Raw genomic sequence first — 18,337 nt, forward strand, 5'->3', positions numbered from 1 at the left:
ACTCACCCCTTATCCCTTTCAAGCATTAAAGCCATGCCCTGACCACCGCCGACGCACAAGGTCGCGATGCCAAACCGTTCATCTTTTCGTTTCATTTCGTAAAGAAGCGAGGTGGTAATACGCGCGCCTGTGGCTCCTAGCGGGTGGCCCAAAGCAATCGCCCCGCCGTTGCGATTGACATCCACCTCCGGAAGGCCAAGTTCTCGGATGACCGCCAATGACTGGGAGGCAAACGCTTCATTCAGTTCCCATACCCCGATGTCTTCTTTTTGCTTTCCCGTTCGTTCCAAAAGCAGCTCAACGGCCGGCACGGGACCGATGCCCATCACTTCCGGGTCAACGCCTACAGCCGTCCAGTCTACAATCGTCGCCATCGGTGCCACGCCGAGCGCCTCGGCCTTTTCTTTCGTCATCAGCACGAGAGCGGATGCGCCGTCATTGCGCCCGCAAGCATTCCCTGCCGTCACCGATCCATCCGCTTTAAATGCCGGTTTCAAAGACGCGAGCTTCTCCGTGGACGTCTCCCGCGGGTGCTCATCGACGGAAAACGTAAACGAACGCTTCCGTTCTTTCACTTCCACAGGCACAATTTCATCCGCAAACGTCTCGTTTTCAAGCGCGCGCTTCGCCTTCTCCTGGCTTTCAAATGCAAAGGCGTCTTGGTCTTCACGGCTAATTTCATAGCGATCCGCCACATTTTCCGCAGTCGCGCCCATCCCAAGTTTGTCCCCATAAATGTCCATCGGTTGTTGCCCGGCTTCCAGGTTGGAGTCCACAAGCTTCTGTACCCCTTCCCCATAGCGGGTGTTACGCAAATACATAGGTGCTTGGCTCATGTTTTCCGTCCCGCCGGCAACGACGACATCTGCCTGTCCGAACAAAATTTGTTGGACACCGGAACCAATGGCCTGCATACTCGACGCACATAGGCGATTAACGGTAAACGCCGGTTTGCTCTCCGGTACCCCCGCCCGCAAGGCGGCAACTCGGGCTACATTTGATGAAGCAGTCGTTTGCCGAACTTCCCCAAGGATAACTTCATCCACATCGGCTTTTTCGATCCTTGCTCTTGACACCGCTTCTTGAATCACCGTGCTGCCAAGGTGGCCGCTATCGACATTCCTTAGCGAACCTCCCGCGCGCCCGACAGCGGTTCGCACGGCGCTTGCAATGACAATCTCTTTATTTTCAACTTTCATATGGTTTCACCCTTTCTATTTTCCTTGGAAATTTGCCTTTCTTTTCTCCAGAAAAGCACTTGTTCCTTCATAATTTATCACCGGATTGGAAAGCGACTGCCTGTGCCAGTTTTTCCATGGCAATTGTCGGCTTTTCGAAGTCTGCCAGTTTGTCGTACACCGCTTGCATGCCAGGCGAGAGCGCATCGAGTGCTTCCTTCCCCCGAAGTTGTGTGATGTCAGCCCCTGCTGCAAAAGCCTTCTCTCCGGCTCCTGTGAAAATAATGCTGTCTACGTCGGCACGCCTGTCCACGTCATCGAGCGCAGTTTCCATTTCTTCCAACACTTGTGCGTTCAATGCGTTGCGCACATCCGGCCGGTTGATCGTGATCGTCGCCCAACGTCCATCGACTTCTAATTGAGTGCACTCCCCATCCATGTGGTTCACCTCTTTATGATTCATACTGCATATTCGTATTTTTGTCTTTATTCTTTTCCTTGTTCTCAAATAATATCTTAGCCATTAATAATATTGCAATTGTAAATCCAATAACGTCTGTCATAAAATCACTGTAAACAAGTAACAAGGCGGAAGAAAAAGCCATTACTCTTTCATAAACATACAATTCTCTCTTAAACCACCCAATAACAGAAATTCCAAATAAAAACACGCCACATATAGCCGTAAACGTAGACAATACAATCATCAAAATTGTACCTTCTTCCATCAGAAGCTCAGGTCCATAGACAAACATGAATGGGATAATGAATGCAACAATCCCCATTTTTGCTGATGTGAAAGAAGTTTTTAAAGGATCTGATCCTGCTATTCCAGCCCCAGCGTAAGAAGCGAGTGCAACAGGAGGGGTTATTGGAGCAAGACTTGCGAAGTAATAAACAAATAAATGTGCATATAACACTTCTATCCCTAAATTTACCAGCGCAGGGGCGGTTAGAGTTCCTAATATAATATATGCTGCGGTTGATGGTAGGCCCATACCTATAATGATACAAGCTACCATAGAAACTATAAGTGTTAAAAATATACTGGTCTGACCTAAATTGTTCAAAAAACTAGTAAGTGTTACAGCAACCCCTGTCAAGTTAATGATGCCGACTACAATTCCTGCAGTTGCACATGCCATAGACACGAGAAGCATTCCCCTTGCGCCTGTATTCAACGCATCTATTAAAAATTTCCAGTTTATTTTTCTAAAATAAAAAATAACATATGTTGCTACTATAGTTACTATCGACCAAAATGCAGCAAACATTGGAGAATAATTAAGAAACACTAATAAGTATATTAAAGTTCCGATCCCAGCATACAAATGTATGCCCTTCCAAAAAACTTCCTTAAAAACAGGTAATTTATCCTTGGGCAACCCTCCCATATTTTGCTTTCCTGCTTCAAGATCCACCATTATAAATATACTAATGTAATACAAAATAGCTGGTATTAATGCAGCCACAATAATTTCTGCATAAGGAATCCCTGTTAGTTCAGCCATTACAAATGCTCCTGCACCCATAACAGGAGGCATAATGCTCCCACCTGCAGAAGAAACAGCCTCAATTGATGCTGCTTGTTTAGGTTTATACCCAACTTTTTTCATATTCGGAATCGTAAGTTGACCTGTAGAGGAAACATTAGCTACGGCACTACCAGATACGCTTCCCATTAAGGCACTCGAAACAACCGAAACTTTTGCAGGTCCTCCTCGAAAACGACCACCTGCTATAAAAGCCAAATCAATGAATGTTTTCCCTGCACCGGTGGAATTTAGAAAAGCCCCAAAAATAACAAAAAGAGCGATAAACGTTGCGGCTATTCCCGTAGTTGACCCCCATATCCCTTCTGTTGATATATACATTAAAGATATTATTCTGTCTAACGACATGCTAGAAGTTTGGAAAACTCCTGGAAATATATCACCAAAATAAGCGTATACTAGAAATAACAAACCTATAAGAGGCAAAATTTTACCTGCTACCCTTCTAGTACCTTCTAATACCAAAATGATCATCGATATCCCGAAAAAAAAGTCCAGTGGATCAGGGTTCCCCACTCTTGAAAAGAGAGTATCATACGTCTGAAATATATATATGCCAGATCCAATAGTTACAATAATTGCCAGGAAATCTATCCAACGCAATTTAGACGAGCGCGAAATTGGATATATTAGAAATACAAGTATAAGAATGAGCGTTAAATGCACATTCCTTTGGAGCATAGCTGTTAGGACACCAAATCCAGCTGTAAAAAGATGAAATAAAGATAAAGATATACAAACAATAAAAGTTATACCTACTATATACTTAGTTGCAGTAGATATTTTTTGCTCCTGTTCCATTGTATCACCTCGGAAATTTAATAATTTTTAATGTTAAATACTCAAATTTCGCAGCCCAAATAAGGCATGTACACCTTGATATAATTGGGTAGACCTGCAATCCAATGTTGGAGTTGACGTTTGATGAATGTTTTCATTTGCTTGTTGCTGTTGTTGAAGACATCTTCAAGAAGCTCGATAAGCTGCTGGAGAGCTACAGCCCAATCGAGTTCACTCACTTCATCACAGACGTCATAAAACATACCGCCAAGCGTTCGTTGGTCGGTGCTACATCGGTTTTGCCATGCCAGTACGATATACCGGGCAAAGACAATAGTCGTATGACTGATCAGGGAATCATATGAGCGGCCTTGAAATTCTTTTTGCAACTTTAAAAGGGACTTGCTCGTTTTGAAAAACACCTCAATGTCCCTTATCCAAACGTTTGGATTATGGCCCACCGCATACCATAAATACGGATGATCTCCTGATCGCTTAATGTACAATCCGTGCTCAGAATTGCCAACCAGTCACTCTTTTTATTTCGATTGCGAACAAAAACAACTTTGACAGGAACGCCGTTAGCCATCGTTGTATGAATGGAGCGAAGCAACGCCTTTTTCCCGGTTCTTGGGGCAGCGAGGCGGTAGAGTTGTTCTAAATCAACCTGCTTGCCGTCCACGATATAACGCTGGTTCATTTTCTTGACCATGCCGATGACGTCGAGGCCCTGTTTGGCTTGGATCAATGGCGGCTGCGTAAACCAACTATCCATCAATACGTAAGAGGCATCAATCCCTGCTTTCGTTGCTCTTTGAAGCATGCTCGGCATTTGTTCCGGAGCAGATTGAAGGGCTTCCCGTCGTCTTTTATAACCAGAAGTCCGTTTATCAATGTGATCAGAAATGCCGTTGATACACGATTGTTTAGAACTGAGCAACGAGAAGTCGACAGGCAGAAAGGTTGCTCCATCTGTCCATCCTAACGTGAGCATTCGAAACCCTTTGTAATAGCGCATCTTTTGGGACGCATGATCAAAACAACGAGCTAATAATTCCACCTTTTTACTTCGGTTACGATCGTAGGAGGAATCGTCCAGCACAAACACTTTTGGCCGATCGTGACGGGTTAGCTTTGTCACTTTTCCAATCGTGTGGGCACTCAGGAAGAGAAGAAAGCGACGCCATGCAAAGGTGGATTCATTCAAAAACCGATAAACCGTGTCCTTACCCGGAGATTCATCCGATTTCTTGCTTTCAAGAAATTGAAACCAGTTTTTATGTTCAAAAATCAAGCAGAAGGCCAACTGAAAAAGGTAGCCGCAAGAAAAGCCGAATGACTTCGTAATACCGGCGTTTCGCAAGTGTTTGAGCATGTTTAACTCTTGAAACGTTGATCGTAGTTCATTTGGAAGTTGATGATTCGTGCTATTTTTCGGTATCATAGAGACGCACCTCTTCTTTTTGGTTGTGTTTTCTGTCAATGACACTATACCAAACGTCGAGGTGTTTTTTTATGATTGTTTCTCATGTCAAGGACCGAACCTGATGCTTCCTAGACCAAGCAACCGTAGGTTTCGTGATCATTATCTAGGTGCGAAAGTTGAGTTAAATATTACAGTCATAATATTTTTCCGGGAAATCGTTTAATACTAGCGTGAGATACTATAAATTCAAGTGTTTTTATAAACATAGCTTCTAATTTGCGAGATCTTGTACTACCTATTTTAATACATCTATATCTACTATTTTAAAATCCAGGACTTGGGGACAACTGAGTTATTACAGAGATCCCCTAATCGTATCTTCACGCTAGATTATTGATTTTAAGTTGTTTGCGAGAGAGCATGATATCGAAGGGATGCCTTTAACTGCTAATACGTTTATTGATTTTCTTCAAAAAACCTTTCTGCTCCAGGATGAAGATCAATTACATCTTCATCTGCTGTTTCTAACGATAATTCTTCAAGGGTGGAAACTGAGTTTTCCAATTCTTCCGTATTATCAAATATAATTTCCATAAATGAGTAGACATCTTCATCAGGAGTATCTGCGGCGGTATAAAATTGAACATTTACAGAAACTGTTTGAACATCTTCTTCAACACCATCATACGTTCCTCCTGGTATAGTGTGCTCGTACAAAGCTGGAAAATCACTAACAACATCGTCAACTTCCTCAGAAGTTAATGGTATCATGTGAATATCATCTAAGGAGGCTAAATCCATAATCCCTGGAGTCGGAAGACCTGTCCAAACAATAGATGCATCTACTTGTCCATCTCTTATACCCTCGACACCTTCTTCAATAGATAAGAATTCTGCGTTTATATCATCATAAGTAAGGCCTAAACTCTCTATTACCTGCCTGGTTCTTACTTCATTACCACTTCCTGGAGATCCAACTGCTACAGTTTGACCTTCTAAATCAGAAAAAGATTCTATTCCTGACCCTTCCAAAGTTACCATGTTTAGGGGTTGGTCATATATACTGAAGACTCCTTTTAACATATCTTCGTGAGATTCCCCTTCGAAATCATTCATACCATCAATGGCATCTTGTGCCATATCCCCTCCAAATAATGAAAATTGGGCATCACCACTATCCATCAAACGAACATTTTCTACTGCTCCACCAGAGGCCTGATTAGTTAAATTTAGAGAAGATTCACTGCCATTTACAGTTTGTGAAAATGCTGCTCCCACGGAATATAAAGTTCCTGATGTCCCTCCAGTCGTAACTACATAATTTCCATCATCGCTAGATGCCGAATCTTCTCCACAGGCTATTAAGAGAACAGATAAGAAAATGAAGTTAAATACTAGTGAAATTCTTTTCATTTTTTTTCCGCCTTTCATACTAATTTAATATGCGACCCACATTATTGTTGCTGCTATGCGTAAAGTCTAAATCTCTAGATACCTTAAATAGACTCACATTCCTTTCCATTGGGGTTTTCTTTTTTCAAGAAAAGCTTGTGCACCCTCTATTCGATCCTCGCTTTCGTATACATTTGGTCCGATATCTAATTCTAAAGCTTGAAATAAGGGAACATCCATTGTTTTCCATATGGTTTCTTTAATTCGTTGGACAGATAGAGGAGCACATTCGCAAATTCTTTCTGCTATAGTAGTTGCACGGTCTAAAAGTTTTTCGTTGTCCTCAAGAACTTCACTCACTATTCCAACTTGATATGCTTCTGAGCTTGATAGTAATTCACCAGTGTATAAAATTTTAGCAGCCTCACCCGGTGATATTAATTTAGGTAAAATCGTGGCACCAAATGATGCCCCCATGCCTCTTTTTGCCTCCGGCATTCCTATTTTAATATCAGCAGAAGCTAATCTAATATCACTAGCAAGAGTTATTTCACAACCAGCTCCAACAGCAGAACCGTTAATGGCAGAAATTACAGGTTTATAAGTTTGAATAATTGCGTTAAAAAGCCTCCCTCTTAATGGTTTTTTTGTGACTGCATCACTATTTTCACTTGATTCTTTCAGATCCCTACCGCTACAAAAAGCTTTATCGCCAGCCCCAGTTATAATTAACACCCTCGCTTGATCATCTTCCTTAAACTCTGATAAATAGTGTAGTATCAAATCTGCCATTTCAGTATTAATGGCATTCCTTTTTTCCGGACGATTTAAATACATGAATGATATTTCACCTTTTTTTTTGTACTCAATAACACTCATTTTATCCCTCAATCTTAAAATTTAATATTTTCGATTCTGTTACTCCGAATTGATCTATTTCCCTAAAAATTTAGGTTTTCTTTTTTCAGTAAATGCTGATACTCCTTCTTTATGGTCATGAGTTTCTTTAATAATTGCATAATGTGAAGATATAAGATCAAGAGATTGTTCTAGATCCATATTTCTAGAGTATTTAACAGCTCTTTTAGTCATACGAATAGCAACCTGAGGTCCAGAAGCTATTTGTTCTGCTAATTCTAAAGTTTTATCCATAAACTCCTCTTGTTTGTAGGAATAATTTACAAGTCCTATATTTAATGCTTGATCAGAATCAATAGCCTTTCCGGTCCATAACATTTCATAGGCTTTAGCCTCTCCAATTATTTTTGGTAAAAAAAATGCTCCCCCATCTCCGGGCACAAGACCCACCTTCACATATCCTTCGCTAACTTTGGTAGAATCCACAATTGTACGCATATCACACATTAACGCCATATCTAAACCTGCTCCAACAGCGGGACCGTTAATTGCAGCAATTACAGGTTTGTCAATATCCCTTAAAGCCATTGGTACCCGATGAATATTTCTCCATAGCTTATTTTTATTATCTAATGGGCTTTGATGATTTGACATTCCTTCTACATCACCACCGGCACAAAAAGCACTTCCCTCTCCCGTAATGACTATAACGTGAACATCATCATTGTTTTTTGCTTCTAATAAGGCATTTACCCATGCTTCAATCATTTCGCCATTGAATGCATTCTTTTTTTCAGGTCTATTTAACTTGATAATTTGAACATGGTTCTTAAAATCTTGCACAATAGTTGAACTCAACTCTTTCATTCTCCTTTACACAAATATTCATATATTCGATTTAGTTTTATTTGTATGAATTACATTTTTATCTATAAGTTGCGACAAATCATCTTTGCTAAGACCTAACATATTTTCAAGAACTTCTTCAGTATGCTCTCCCATAATAGGAGCTGCTGATATGTCTTCAAGAGGTGAATCTGATAAACGAATTGGAGATCCTGGTATTTTTATTTGTCCTTCTTTAGGGTGATATACTTCTCGTATCATATTCCTGTACTTTAAATGGGGATCATCGGCGACTTCAGCTATTGTTTGGACAGGAGCATGAGGTATTTTATAATCTACTAGTCTTTGTTCAATTTCAGATTTATATTGTTTTGAGGTCCAATTTTCAACAATGTTGTCTACTATATCTGTATGGGCTGCGCGATTAACATTCATTCTAAAACGATCATCTTCCAATAAATCTTCTCTATTCATTAGTATTAATAGATTTTTCCATTGTTTATCTGTCACACAAGTAATAGCTACATAACCATCAGCTGTAGGGTATACATTAAACGGTGCTGACGCCTTTCCACTATGTTGATTTCCGGTTCTCTCTGGAGTATCCCCTCCTTGACTGTAATATGCTCCTAGAGCCGAAGCTAATGTTGGGTATACTGCATCGTGCATTGAAACCTCGACTAACTGTCCTTTTCCAGTTTGTTGTCTTTGATAAAGTGCCGTTACAACACCTCCAAATAAGTGGATACCTCCTAAAAAGTCACTAACTGCAGGTCCTGCTTTCACAGGAGGAGTATCCGGAAAACCCGTTGTAGACATAATTCCACTCATAGCTTGCATGGTTAAATCCATTGCCGGCCTGTGGGCATATGGACCTTCTAACCCGTACCCTTTCCCAGAAGCATATATTATTCTTGGATTGATCTGTTTTAATTTTTCATAATCCAATCCCAATCGTTCCATAGCTCCTAAAGAAAAGTTCTCCACAACTACATCAGCTTGCTTTACTAAATCTAAAAATACCTGTTTTCCCTCATTAGACTTCAGGTCAATAGAAGCACCTAACTTATTGGAGTTGAGCATAAGTAGCTCATGGCTATCTCCTTTTCTTCTCACACGTAAATTCTCACCTTGAATTGGTTCTATCTTTATTACTTTTGCTCCTTGATAAGCTAACATCAGTGAACAATATGGACCGTTATATATTTGTCCTAGATCGAGCACCGTTATTCCTTCTAGAGCTTTATGCATATTTGAAACCCCTTTCAATACTAACAATATCTATATTATTCATTACATTTTTTAATATAGTATAAACATGAATCCAACTCTAAAAATTTCTTGTCTATAATGCATTAGGATTATCTATTATACGTACTATTTGATCTGCCGCATTTTTAGCTAGCCTTGAAAAATATTCTACTGTAGTATCAGTTTTACGAAACGTTGGGCATGAGATTGCAATACTTGCTAGTAAAGTTCCACTTTGAGATATAACAGGTACAGCAACATTTAAGGTGCCAACGTTTACTTCTCCCTCTGTATTGGAAAAACCTAATTTTTTAATAACCTCTAATTCATCTTTCAATATGTCAATTTTTTCAAATCCTTCATTCTTGGCTTTTTTAAATATTTGTTCCTGTTGCAATGGACTTAAAAAAGCTAATAAAACCTTTCTTGAGGCGCCAAGGAAAACTGGTTTACTCACACCTATAGGGGCAGAAGTTTTTAATACTTGCTCACTTTCAATAGATGCAATACATACACCCTCTAATTTCACAATATCAAAAAAATTAAGGCTTACAGTTTCTCCTGTTTCCGAAGCTATTTCTTTAAGAAATGGCATAGCCGTGCGGGCCAGTTTAGGTTGAGGGTTTGCGTATAAGCCAAGGACATACGCACTTAATCCTAAACTATATTCTCCTGTTTTCTCATCTTTCGCTAAATAACCACCTTCAACCAATGTATTAAGCAGTCTTAACGTTACTGTAGGTGACATTTCCAATATTTCAGCTAACTCCCTAGCCCTATACCTAGCCTCATCTCCTTGAAAAAGATCTAAAACTTTTAAACCTCGTCGTAAAGTCTGTGATGTAGATGTATCTGCCAATTAGTATCACCAACCCTCTCCACGAACTAAAACAATTATAGGTTTTAGATTCCTATAATAGGATATTATCATCGGTTGATTTATCTGTCAACATTCATTCATGAATTCTTGTAATTTTTGTCTTTTTGTCTTCATCCACAGATAATTATCATATTTTCTTGCATTCCATGCTTTATGCAATTTTGATCACAATCTTCGTGCATATCCCTGCATGAGGATGTTGTTAACCGAGTGGAGGGATGCACAAATTCAATCATCCCCGACCTAATTTTCCAAAACTCAAAAATCCTTTCTGGGCATCACCGAACATCCAAAGGGCGCATAAGATGCGGTATCGATGCAAGGAGGGAAGATGATTATTATGAATAAATGGATCCGTCGGGGATTGGCTCCGGTGCTTGCCGTGCCTTTAATGTTAACCGCTTGTGCCAACGGCGATGATGGCGATGACGACACGGTGGAAGTAGCCGAAGTGACCCGTTCCATTTTCTATGCCCCGCTTTATGTAGCCATTGAAGAAGGCTTTTTTGCCGATGAAAACATTGACATTGATCTTACAACGACTTGGGGCGGCGATACGACCATGACCGCACTCTTATCGGATAGTGCAGATGTGGCGCTTGTCGGTTCGGAAACATCCATATACGTACACGCGCAAAACCCAAGTGACCCGGTTGTCAACTTTGGGGCGCTCACGCAAACAGATGGCACGTTCCTTGTTTCCCGAGAGCCGATGCCGGACTTTTCTTGGGATGATCTTGAAGGAGCGTCATACTTGGGGCAACGCGCAGGTGGCATGCCGCAAATGGCCGGTGAATATGCCCTCCGCCAAAACGGGATTGACCCTCACAAAGACGTAGAACTGGACCAAAGTGTCGACTTTGAAAATATCGCCGGTGCATTTGCATCCGGAAGTGGAGACTTCGTGCAATTATTCGAACCAAATGCCACTGAATTCGAAGAAGAGGGAATTGGGCATGTCGTCGCTTCTTTCGGTGAAGAATCAGGCACGCTTCCGTACACCTCTTTTATTACGAAGGAAAGCATGGTCGAAGAAGATGAAGATGTGCTCGTTCGCTTTAACCGCGCCATCTATGAAGCCCAACAGTTCGTGGAAAATGAATCGTCAGAGACGGTCGCCGCATCCATTGCCCCTTACTTTGATGAAACATCGGAAGATGTCATTGCCAACGTCGTTGAACGCTATGACGAACAAAATTCCTTTGCAAAAGACCCTTATATTGATGAAGAAGGATGGGACCACCTCCAAGACATTATGGAAGAGTCCGGGGAATTGCCTGAGCGCATTGACTATGAAGATCTCGTTGACACCGACATTGCTGACCGGGCATTAGAATAAAGGGAGGTTCCGGATAATCTTCCTGTCTCTAGCAACTCGCGCGCTAGCCAGAAGGAGGCGAGATGATCTATGGCGCTTTTGGCATTGAGGGATGTGGAAAAGCATTTTTTTTCTCGGGAAAATGTCCTTGAAGCGATACGCAACGTCAGTTTGGAAGTGGATACAGGGGAGTTTGTCTCCATCATTGGCCCGAGTGGTTGCGGAAAAACAACCATTCTATCCATGATCGCGGGGCTGATGGAACAATCGGAAGGGGAAATTCTTCTCCAGGGTGCTCCGATAACGAATATAAATACCAATGTTGGCTATATGTTGCAGCAGGATTATCTTTTTCCTTGGCTAACGATCGGCCAAAACATCGACATTGCTTTAACGATTACGAAAATGAAAAATAAACAAAATCAGGCTTATACACGGGATTTGCTCGATCAAATGGGGCTGGCGGACCGGGAACATGATATGCCCGCCGCCCTTTCCGGGGGAATGAAGCAACGGGTTGCGCTCGTTCGGACACTTGCCGCCAAGCCCTCCCTACTGCTCTTGGATGAACCTTTTTCGGCACTGGATTTTCAAACGAAACTGAAATTGGAAGACTTGATTCACGAAACATTAAAGGAAAAAAGAAAAACGGCATTGCTCGTAACTCATGATATTAGTGAGGCAATCGCGATGTCCGATCGGATTATTCTCCTGACGAATCGACCTGCTACCATTAAAAAAACATTTATGATGCCGGAGGAACTTAAAATTTTATCACCGCTTGCTGCACGTCAACATCCAACGTTCCAAGATTGGTTCCAATTGATTTGGAAGGAGTTGGAAAATCTTGAGTCCGAAGTTGAATGAACAACATGCACAGTTTCGTTCACGGATAAAACGGGAGAAAATATACGTTCACGTCAGTCAGATCTTAATATTAGTCGCGTTCTTCTCTTTGTGGGAAGTGGCGAGCCGATTGCAATGGATCGATCCCTTGATCTTCAGTTCACCCGGCAGTGTATGGGACCTCCTGGTCAACATGTTGGCAAATAACACGCTGTATGTACACATCGGCATTACTATACTGGAAACGATCCTCGGCTTTTTGATCGGAACGTTAGGCGGGATATTGATTGCAGCCTTTCTATGGTGGTCTCCTTTTATGTCGCGTGTGTTGGATCCGTACATTGTCGTTTTAAACGCGACACCCAAAGTTGCCCTCGGACCGATGCTTATCGTTATTTTCGGGGCAAACATGACATCCGTAATTGCAATGGGCGTTCTTATCTCCATTATCGTTACGACCCTTGTCATCTACGGCGCGTTTAAAGAAACGGATGAAAATCTGGTTAAAGTCATTGATACGTTTGGCGCCAGCAAACTGCAACGATTTCGGCATGTCATTGTACCCGCTTCCTACCCGGCAATGGTATCGGCCTTAAAAGTAAACGTCGGTCTCGCGTGGGTCGGGGTGATTGTCGGGGAATACCTTGTGTCCAATGAAGGCCTTGGGTATATGATCATTTACGGCTTCCAAGTATTTAATTTTGACATGGTCATGTTGAGCCTTGTGCTCGTTGCAATCCTCGCCACTATCATGTATCAGCTCGTGGCAATGCTGGAAAAATTTCTGATGAGAAACCGAAATTAAAAACATCCATTACACGTTATGGATGTTTTTTTCTTATTTTATTTGAATTAAATTTATAATTTATTGTCAATTATAAAAATAAGGCGAGTCCCCAGAAAACTCGCCCTACGTGCTACAAAATGGTTCTCGGATTAAGAGAACCGCAATATTCTTTGAGAGGATGAAGGTCCCCTCTCTATATACAATATTATACATGACTTATTGAATTTATGCTACAACAACCGCAAAATGGCCGTTGCTTTCACAAAAACTGAAAAACCGCCGACTTATAAAAAATGATTTTCTACGTATTCTTTTGCCAGTTTCCATACGTTATCTTTCATGATGAAACTGAAATCCCTGTTATTTTCCAATTTTTCCGGAAGGCTTTCCAGCAACGAAGGGCCTTTCGTTTCCATATACCCTTTTTTTACTTGTAAGTACGCAATGTCGGCAAAATATACATTTTTCACGATCGTGTCTGAGCGTCCACGTACTTCATATTGGCCAAGATAGTGAAGACGATTGATGCGGGCACCTGTTTCTTCCCACACCTCCCGAATGGCGGCGCCTTCCGCCACTTCTCCTTTTTCCACTTTCCCACCCGGGAATTCCAATCCGCGTCGCGGATGCTTGGTAAGCAGCCACTTATTTTTGTATCTGCAAAGCACCAACACATGCCATGGTTGCTCTGAAAAAGGTTCACGGCGAAAAGAGAGGCTGACCTCATTTCCATAATAATCTGCGAATGTGTGTATCATGATTTATAGCCTCTGCTTTCATTTCCGGCACTTTATTCAGCGTGACTAAGGGGCGAATACCCCTGTGTACGATATTGTTTATATAACGACCCGGCCAAATGCCGAGACCAGCTTCCCCGATCTTGTTTGCGTTTTTTAAACTCTGTAAGGAGCTCTTCTCCCGAATAGCCGTCTTCAATCAACGTCTCTAGAATATAATTGAAGACCTCTTCTTTTTTCACTGCCATTTTCCCGTCGATTAAAATCGAATAGCGGTCTGTCAGCGGCCGAATGGAGCGCACACGGCCGACTATCGTTGCCGGATCATTTTGCGTGTGTGAAATAAGAATCTCCATTACCACTTCACGGCCTTCCTCTGATAATTGTTGAAAGGTAGCAATCCCCGATTCTGCCACTACTGCTTCAACCAACCACCAGCCGTCTTCCTCACGGTTAATGACAAGTCCTTCTTGTAATTCAACCTGTTCTTCTTCCGGTTTTTCATTATCTTTTTCCAATAGCAAATGTAATCCACGCAGACGAAATGTTTTCATAAGCGCCTCCATTTTTCAAGCAAAAGTTTCCGTCTTTGCAATACTGTTTTCGGCAGCATTCGCCATTACTCTCCTGGTGTTTTCTTCGCCAACCCAGTAAAGAAACATAATCTCCTCATCTGTAAGCGGGCGATGTAAAGACGCTTGAAATTCTTCTACTAATTCTTCACTAAACTTTTCTGCCATCATAAGACAATTCTCCTTTGCCAATGTGGAGCTGTCGCCTAAACGATGCGTAGCTTGTCTCTCTTTATACTAGCCTATTCACACATTTCGATACAAATGCTTAAATTCCTCTATTTCTTTTAAAAAAATATGGGATTTCAGTTAAAAAAATTAAAAATGCAAGGATCTAATTGTTTATTTTTTTATCATATGCTGTCTTTAATCGATTCATCCCTTCAACGACATGTTCGCGAGGAGTTGCCACATTCATTCTGGCAAATCCGCTGCCGGCTTTCCCGAACATATGGCCGTCATTCAACGCGATTTTGCCTTCTTTTCTAAGCCATTTCTGTAGGTCGTCCTGCGTTAATTCCAGCTTTCGAAAATCAAGCCATAGCAAATAAGTCGCTTCCGGCTTCACAAAACCAATGCTTGGCATTTCGTTTTGCAATCGTTCGCTCACGTAATCAATATTGCCCTGAACATAGCTCAGTAGCTCCTCCAACCATGGTTCCCCGTGTCGATATGCCGCTTCGGCAGCCGCTGATGAATATGGATTTCCGATCCCCATGAAATTTCGTTGCATTTGTTGTTCAAGTTTCTTCTGCATTTCTTCGCTATTGAAAATCACGTATGACAGCTGCAAAGACGCGAGATTAAATGTTTTGCTCGGAGCCATGCAAGTCGCAACCTGCAAGTCTTTCGCTGCCTCGAGCTTGGCGAATGGCGTATGTTTGCCTTGTAAAATCAAATCGGCATGAATTTCATCAGAAATAACCGTGACGTCATAACGCGCACACAATTCCGCGATTCTCGCCAGCTCTGATTCGGACCAAACGCGTCCGACGGGATTATGGGGATTGCAAAGAATGATCATTTTCGCACCGTTTTTCATGTGCGCTTCCAGATCGTCAAAATCAATCTCGTACTTGCCATCGTCCTTTTCAAGGAGCCGATTTTCCTGGAGCGTGCGACGATTGCTTCTCAGCAATGCAAAAAAGGGATGATACACCGGCGTTTGGATGATGATGCCATCGCCTTCATCCGTGTACGCATTAATTAAATGATGGATCGCCGGAACGACGCCCGGGGTAAAGGTCATCGCTTCCGGTTTAATCTCCCAGCCAAACCGTCGTGACGTCCAGTCTTGAATGGCTTGCCGCAACGAATGAGGCGGATGGTGATAACCAAACACACCATGCCTTGTCACATCGTCCAATGCTTTCAAAACCGGCTCCGGTGCGCGAAAGTCCATATCGGCCACCCACATCGGCCACAGCTCGCCATCTTGATACTTCGCCTCTAATTGATCCCATTTCATGGAGTTTGTATTTCTGCGTTCAATAATCTCATCGAAATTCATTGGGTCTCCTCCTTCTTATCCTACACATGACATCTTCTCTCATTGTACGATAAGACCGGGCACGTTGAAAGTCAGAAGCACTCCTCGTTTTTCTGTTTGCTTTGCATAATAATGTCCACGGTCCCAATAGAGCGAACCCCGATAAGAAGGGTGGCGCCACAGAGTTAAGATAACCCCTTAACGCCGGCTAAAGCATATGAGGGGTTATTTTTTATTGTTTCTTTTGGACATGAAACGCTAAGAGCAAGTGCTTTTAAAACAGGAAGCATGAATATCATGCCGCATTGCTTCCTCGCCCATTTTAAAACTCACGTTCTCTGTTTGAGCAAGATGACGCGTCCCTTGTTCCTCTCGGAGCAGTTCGACTTACGTCTGAGGGATTACTTCGCGTCTTTTGTTCCTCTCAATCCAGCTTGGCTTCTCCCTGAGGGATTACTATGCCTCTCTTGTCCCTCTCAAAGTAGTTCGATCTCCGCCTGAGGGATTACATCGTGTTTCTTCTCCCCATCAGGAAATCAATCAATATAATATGACGCTGATCTACTTCCGACTTTTTTGAAGTAATTAGTAAGCGTTCGATAAACTTTTTTCCGGTCACCTTCCACCGCACACCATTCAATGATTGTATTGCTGGTGATTTTTTTCTTTGGAAAAAGAATCTTGAATTCCTTGATACTTCGGAGGATTGCGGCTTGAGAATTTTCCGTTTGGCCACATGCAGCACATATCCATATTCGCCCCTTTTCTATCATAAAGGATGAACATTCGCTACAAACCACCCCTTTTTTCAATTGCCCAAAATCATACGCCGGCCACTCGGTATTTGGTGAGTCGTTTAAATGCAATGCAACTAGCTGCTCTGCAAGCTTTTCATGACCCCGGTTAAGTTTCGAGTGCATGTTGTTCATTTTTTTCATAAATGAATTCAGTTGGGTGGGGAAAATCGCTGGTAACTCCGGGGAGGCGTGATACAGCGTAAATTCAGGATGGGTAAAAACAAGGAAAGGGTCAATCGATAGATTCGTGTTTAAACGTTGTCTAAGCAATTGGCGCGAGAGGGATTCGCAACGTTCCAGCTGGGGTAAAGGGCTGGTAATTTCATCAGCGGCTATTGTGTTCCATTTATTACCGTCAAGATAAAAGTCACCTTTATGATATTTGGAGTCAAAGAGATAGATGATACTCTGAAAAATAGCCAACGAATCAATTTGAAAAAGCTTTCCCTTGTGCTTAAGCAACAAGTCATTAACGACAAGACAATCGTTCGTTAAGCCTTCCAGCCAAACGTCCAGTTTCAGCTCGCCGGCATAACCTTTTTCAAGATTCATGTAATGTTGATGGTCCGGAAGATTCATTCGCGGATTCAATAATCGCAAAACTTTTAATTCAGGGGTCGGCTCTCGCTCTTTAACTATTTTCATTGCCCACTTCCTTTCATTTTTGTAAGTATAGCATAAAAAAGAGCTCCGCAGGGAACTCTTTTCAAGAAATGCTAGCGTTTGTTGTACCTTTCGGAAAGGCGCACGCACCTTTTGAGGGATTACTGTGCTTCTGTTGTTCCTCTCGGAGCAGCTCAACCTCCGTCTGAGGGATTACTTCGCCTTTCTTGTTCCTCTCAGGGCGGATGATCTCTCTTTGAGGGATTACTTAGAGTTAAAAAGTAAATTTTCCTTGCATCAGCACCATTTGCATTCCATTAGCATAGCGAAAGACGTTCATTCTCCTATATTTTGTATCCATTCACGTAATTTTGAACTCGGGTAATAGACTTGTTCATTTATAATAATATGCGGTATATCAGGGTATTCCTGAATGAGAGACTTTGCATCTTCTTTTGATAAACCGATATAATGGTGAACCTGTTTTTCTTTTATCAATTCAGGTAGTGTTGCATTAGACATATCATCAAAATTATAATCATGGCCATTGGGATTTTTAAAGTTTTTTAATCCGTCACCTATTAGAAAAACTTGGCTTCCGGAGCGACCGAGCATAGGTCGTGTCATTTAACAGGTGGAAATCCTGTTTGGTAAGGCTCTAACCAAGCCACCAATAGCGAGTCTTGGACGCAATGGAGTAATCAATTGGGTTAAGCGTAGACAGTTAGGTCGTAGGCCTGAAAGTGATTGAGCCTCGTAAAAAGTTAAAACGGGGAGGTTGACGGTGTCGGAAGACTGGAAAACAACACGCCGTATATCGTGATCGGTGAGATATATGGAGCTCCTCCGGGGTCGGAGAGCCAGGCATGCGATACAATGATGACACGAGAACTCGGGAGATCCTGTTTGTTCTTTCTTCAATAGAAGAGAGTATGGTTGAACAAGCGATACAAAGCGAGGAAACCAGATGACGGCAGGAAGTCGGATGACCGCATAGTACCAATGACATCGGGTAATGCCGAAA

General features: G+C 42.0%; 17 protein-coding genes and 1 pseudogene. 3 read left to right on the plus strand and 15 right to left on the minus strand.

The annotated features are described in order from the left end of the window. Positions 1–2 precede the first annotated feature (2 nt). From HUG15_RS18840 to HUG15_RS18880, 9 genes and pseudogenes are all read right to left on the minus strand, one after another. Entirely contained in the window at positions 3–1,199 is a 1,197-nt protein-coding gene (locus tag HUG15_RS18840; RefSeq protein ID WP_200124726.1) for a thiolase family protein, read from the minus strand. Between the two features lie 67 nt (positions 1,200–1,266). Next, a complete protein-coding gene (locus HUG15_RS18845) occupies positions 1,267–1,617 on the minus strand; it encodes an enoyl-CoA hydratase/isomerase family protein (RefSeq protein WP_211202267.1) in 351 nt (116 codons plus the stop codon). Positions 1,618–1,630: 13 nt separating this feature from the next. Further along, a complete protein-coding gene (locus tag HUG15_RS18850; RefSeq protein ID WP_200124730.1) occupies positions 1,631–3,532 on the minus strand; it encodes a TRAP transporter permease in 1,902 nt (633 codons plus the stop codon). A 41-nt stretch (positions 3,533–3,573) separates the two neighbouring features. After that, positions 3,574–4,955, minus strand: a pseudogene (locus tag HUG15_RS18855) (IS4 family transposase). 438 nt (positions 4,956–5,393) lie between these two features. Further along, positions 5,394–6,350, minus strand: coding sequence for a TAXI family TRAP transporter solute-binding subunit (locus HUG15_RS18860; protein WP_200124732.1), 957 nt, complete (start codon positions 6,348–6,350; stop codon positions 5,394–5,396). A 93-nt stretch (positions 6,351–6,443) separates the two neighbouring features. Next, positions 6,444–7,208 (minus strand): enoyl-CoA hydratase/isomerase family protein, encoded by a 765-nt coding sequence (locus HUG15_RS18865; RefSeq protein WP_200124734.1) that lies wholly within the window; start codon positions 7,206–7,208, stop codon positions 6,444–6,446. A 54-nt stretch (positions 7,209–7,262) separates the two neighbouring features. Beyond that, complete coding sequence (locus tag HUG15_RS18870; protein WP_200124736.1) at positions 7,263–8,054, minus strand: enoyl-CoA hydratase/isomerase family protein; 792 nt, start codon at positions 8,052–8,054, stop codon at positions 7,263–7,265. Between the two features lie 18 nt (positions 8,055–8,072). Continuing rightward, the gene (locus HUG15_RS18875; RefSeq protein WP_200124738.1) at positions 8,073–9,284 is read right to left on the minus strand and encodes a CaiB/BaiF CoA transferase family protein; all 1,212 of its coding nucleotides are present in this window, start codon (positions 9,282–9,284) and stop codon (positions 8,073–8,075) included. 94 nt (positions 9,285–9,378) lie between these two features. Next, the gene (locus tag HUG15_RS18880) at positions 9,379–10,143 is read right to left on the minus strand and encodes an IclR family transcriptional regulator (RefSeq protein WP_200124740.1); all 765 of its coding nucleotides are present in this window, start codon (positions 10,141–10,143) and stop codon (positions 9,379–9,381) included. Between the two features lie 361 nt (positions 10,144–10,504). On the opposite strand from HUG15_RS18880, the gene HUG15_RS18885 reads away from it, so the two are divergent. The 3 genes from HUG15_RS18885 to HUG15_RS18895 all read left to right on the plus strand — a co-directional run bounded on the left by HUG15_RS18885 (position 10,505) and on the right by HUG15_RS18895 (position 13,133). Then, entirely contained in the window at positions 10,505–11,503 is a 999-nt protein-coding gene (locus HUG15_RS18885) for an ABC transporter substrate-binding protein (protein WP_246516406.1), read from the plus strand. A 69-nt stretch (positions 11,504–11,572) separates the two neighbouring features. Next, a complete protein-coding gene (locus HUG15_RS18890) occupies positions 11,573–12,349 on the plus strand; it encodes an ABC transporter ATP-binding protein (RefSeq protein WP_200124744.1) in 777 nt (258 codons plus the stop codon). Next, entirely contained in the window at positions 12,330–13,133 is an 804-nt protein-coding gene (locus HUG15_RS18895) for an ABC transporter permease (RefSeq protein ID WP_246516407.1), read from the plus strand. Before HUG15_RS18890 ends, HUG15_RS18895 begins: the two co-directional genes overlap by 20 nt. Positions 13,134–13,399: 266 nt before the next feature. Here HUG15_RS18895 and ytkD read toward each other — a convergent pair whose 3' ends face one another. The 6 genes from ytkD to HUG15_RS18925 all read right to left on the minus strand — a co-directional run bounded on the left by ytkD (position 13,400) and on the right by HUG15_RS18925 (position 17,940). Beyond that, entirely contained in the window at positions 13,400–13,870 is a 471-nt protein-coding gene (ytkD, locus tag HUG15_RS18900) for an RNA deprotection pyrophosphohydrolase (protein WP_200129054.1), read from the minus strand. A 35-nt stretch (positions 13,871–13,905) separates the two neighbouring features. Continuing rightward, positions 13,906–14,406 carry a YwpF family protein gene (locus tag HUG15_RS18905; protein WP_200124746.1) on the minus strand — a complete coding sequence of 167 codons (501 nt, stop codon included), beginning with the start codon at positions 14,404–14,406 and terminating at the stop codon, positions 13,906–13,908. A gap of 15 nt (positions 14,407–14,421) precedes the next feature. Beyond that, positions 14,422–14,595, minus strand: coding sequence for a hypothetical protein (locus tag HUG15_RS18910; RefSeq protein WP_200124748.1), 174 nt, complete (start codon positions 14,593–14,595; stop codon positions 14,422–14,424). A 163-nt stretch (positions 14,596–14,758) separates the two neighbouring features. Beyond that, positions 14,759–15,934 (minus strand): MalY/PatB family protein, encoded by a 1,176-nt coding sequence (locus HUG15_RS18915; protein WP_200124750.1) that lies wholly within the window; start codon positions 15,932–15,934, stop codon positions 14,759–14,761. 515 nt (positions 15,935–16,449) lie between these two features. After that, positions 16,450–17,262: a nuclease-related domain-containing protein gene (locus HUG15_RS18920; protein ID WP_200124752.1), complete on the minus strand. Its 813-nt coding sequence runs from the start codon at positions 17,260–17,262 to the stop codon at positions 16,450–16,452. Positions 17,263–17,649: 387 nt separating this feature from the next. Continuing rightward, positions 17,650–17,940, minus strand: coding sequence for a DNA-binding protein (locus HUG15_RS18925; RefSeq protein ID WP_200124754.1), 291 nt, complete (start codon positions 17,938–17,940; stop codon positions 17,650–17,652). Positions 17,941–18,337 lie beyond the last annotated feature (397 nt).

It is taken from the genome of Salicibibacter cibarius (assembly GCF_016495725.1).
GTDB classification, from domain to species: Bacteria; Bacillota; Bacilli; order Bacillales; family Marinococcaceae; genus Salicibibacter; species Salicibibacter cibarius.

Excerpts from the sequence above, each read along its gene's own strand:
- HUG15_RS18840 (WP_200124726.1), bottom strand. The coding sequence starts at position 1,199 with ATGAAAGTTGAAAATAAAGAGATTGTCATTGCAAGCGCCGTGCGAACC.
- HUG15_RS18845 (WP_211202267.1), bottom strand. The coding sequence starts at position 1,617 with ATGGATGGGGAGTGCACTCAATTAGAAGTCGATGGACGTTGGGCGACG.
- HUG15_RS18850 (WP_200124730.1), bottom strand. The coding sequence starts at position 3,532 with ATGGAACAGGAGCAAAAAATATCTACTGCAACTAAGTATATAGTAGGT.
- HUG15_RS18860 (WP_200124732.1), bottom strand. The coding sequence starts at position 6,350 with ATGAAAAGAATTTCACTAGTATTTAACTTCATTTTCTTATCTGTTCTC.
- HUG15_RS18865 (WP_200124734.1), bottom strand. The coding sequence starts at position 7,208 with ATGAGTGTTATTGAGTACAAAAAAAAAGGTGAAATATCATTCATGTAT.
- HUG15_RS18870 (WP_200124736.1), bottom strand. The coding sequence starts at position 8,054 with ATGAAAGAGTTGAGTTCAACTATTGTGCAAGATTTTAAGAACCATGTT.
- HUG15_RS18875 (WP_200124738.1), bottom strand. The coding sequence starts at position 9,284 with ATGCATAAAGCTCTAGAAGGAATAACGGTGCTCGATCTAGGACAAATA.
- HUG15_RS18885 (WP_246516406.1), top strand. The coding sequence starts at position 10,505 with ATGAATAAATGGATCCGTCGGGGATTGGCTCCGGTGCTTGCCGTGCCT.
- HUG15_RS18890 (WP_200124744.1), top strand. The coding sequence starts at position 11,573 with ATGGCGCTTTTGGCATTGAGGGATGTGGAAAAGCATTTTTTTTCTCGG.
- HUG15_RS18905 (WP_200124746.1), bottom strand. The coding sequence starts at position 14,406 with ATGAAAACATTTCGTCTGCGTGGATTACATTTGCTATTGGAAAAAGAT.
- HUG15_RS18910 (WP_200124748.1), bottom strand. The coding sequence starts at position 14,595 with ATGATGGCAGAAAAGTTTAGTGAAGAATTAGTAGAAGAATTTCAAGCG.
- HUG15_RS18915 (WP_200124750.1), bottom strand. The coding sequence starts at position 15,934 with ATGAATTTCGATGAGATTATTGAACGCAGAAATACAAACTCCATGAAA.
- HUG15_RS18920 (WP_200124752.1), bottom strand. The coding sequence starts at position 17,262 with ATGAATCTTGAAAAAGGTTATGCCGGCGAGCTGAAACTGGACGTTTGG.
- HUG15_RS18925 (WP_200124754.1), bottom strand. The coding sequence starts at position 17,940 with ATGACACGACCTATGCTCGGTCGCTCCGGAAGCCAAGTTTTTCTAATA.